This is a genomic window from Nonomuraea maheshkhaliensis, assembly GCF_039529435.1.
Taxonomy (GTDB): domain Bacteria; phylum Actinomycetota; class Actinomycetes; order Streptosporangiales; family Streptosporangiaceae; genus Nonomuraea; species Nonomuraea maheshkhaliensis.
The window spans coordinates 1-1443 of record NZ_BAAAMU010000307.1 but is presented as its reverse complement, the minus strand read 5'-3'; the positions used below and the strand labels follow the sequence as shown (position 1 = coordinate 1443).

At 75.0% G+C, this 1443-nt stretch carries 3 protein-coding genes; all 3 read left to right on the top strand.

All coding sequences use genetic code 11. From position 1 onward, the window contains the following. Nucleotides 1–60 precede the first annotated feature (60 nt). Nucleotides 61–207, top strand: a complete 147-nt coding sequence (locus ABFX54_RS56550; protein ID WP_346115603.1) for a hypothetical protein — start codon at nucleotides 61–63, stop codon at nucleotides 205–207. Between the two features lie 125 nt (nucleotides 208–332). Then, nucleotides 333–1046, top strand: coding sequence for an SDR family NAD(P)-dependent oxidoreductase (locus ABFX54_RS56545; protein ID WP_346115602.1), 714 nt, complete (start codon nucleotides 333–335; stop codon nucleotides 1044–1046). Between the two features lie 121 nt (nucleotides 1047–1167). Continuing rightward, nucleotides 1168–1443: hypothetical protein (locus tag ABFX54_RS56540; protein WP_346115601.1), on the top strand; the 276-nt coding region annotated here is incomplete at its 3' end.

The window sequence follows — 1443 nt, the reverse complement described above, 5'->3', positions numbered from 1 at the left end:
GAGAGATGAACGTCGCCGTGCTGACCGGGATCGCCTTCGTCCTGGTCCTGGGCGTTGCGGGTGGGGCCGCCCCGCCCCCCCGCGAACGACTCCCTCGCCGCCGATGGCGGCCCCGGCCCGCTCTTCGCCGCGCTGAGCGCCAGGGTGAGCGCGATCTACGAGGCGGAACGAGCCGCGATCGACCGTCTGTCGGCCCTGATCGCCTGACGACCGGCGAAAACCCGGCGACGGGATGGCCGAGTGGTGAGTAGCGTCGTCATGTCACGCAGTCACCAGCCACACCGCCGGCCATCACCGTCACCACCAGCCACCACCGTCGCCGAAAGCAGGACATGAAGATCACGAACGCCGTCGTCACCGGTGCCGCCGGTGGGATCGGCCGCGCTCTGGCCGCCCGGCTGATCGCGGAGGGGGCGCGCGTCGTGCTCTCCGACATCGACGCGGCGGCCCTCACCGAGACCGCCGGCGAGCTGGGCGGGAGCGCCGTCGCCGCCGACGTCTCCGACGCCGGCTCGATGGAGGCGCTCGCCGCCGCCGTGCCCGTGCCCGACCTCGTCTGCCTGAACGCGGGCATCGTCGGCCGCGACCTCGGCGTGCCGTGGGAGGTGAGCGCCGAGGACTGGGCGCGCGTGTTCGCGGTCAACGTGGGCGGCGTGAGCAACGGCCTGCGGGCGTTCGTGCCCAGGATGCTGGCCGGCGGGCGGCCCGGGCACATCCTGATCACGGCCTCGCTGGCGGGGCTGGTGACGTTCCCGGCCGGTGGCGCGTACGCGGCCTCCAAGCACGCCGTCGTCGCGCTCGCCGAGCAGGCGGCGCTGTCGCTGGCCGGCACGCCGATCGGGGTGACGCTGCTGTGCCCCGCGCTCGTCCGCACCGGAATGTCGCCTGAGGGCGAGGACCCGGCCGACGTCGCCGCCGGCGCCCTGGCCGCCGTCCGGGCCGGCCGCTTCACGGTGGTGCCCGACGGGTGGGGCGGCGAGATCGAGCGGCGCGCCCGGTGGCTCGCCTCCGGCACCCAGCCGACGCCCCCGAACCTGCCGGAGTGACGGCCGTTCGGTCGCGCGAGGCTGCCGACGTACCGGAGTGACGGCCATTCTCCTCTCTTGGGAGGAAGCGCCGCTTTCGTCCGCGTACGGCTAGGGTGAGTCGTCGGAGGAGGGAGGGGTCATGCGTACTCGGCTGTCGGCCGCTTTCCTGCTCCTCCTCTCCTGGTTCCTGCCGCCGGCCGCCCACGCGCAGGCCGTTGCGCAGATCACCGTCGCGCAGGCCCAGGCGTGGCGGCCCGACCAGCACCATTCCGGGATACGGCAGCTACCGCCCCCGGCCCCGGCCGTAAGAGCGTGGGCGGGCCCCGGCAGCACGACCGGCACCCCGGCCGCGCTCGCGACCGGCCTCCCGGCGTTCCACGCCCCATGGGCCGTCGTCGTCGGCGACCCGGCCGCC

Coding starts and splice junctions, on each gene's coding strand:
- ABFX54_RS56545 (WP_346115602.1), top strand. CDS start 333: ATGAAGATCACGAACGCCGTCGTCACCGGTGCCGCCGGTGGGATCGGC.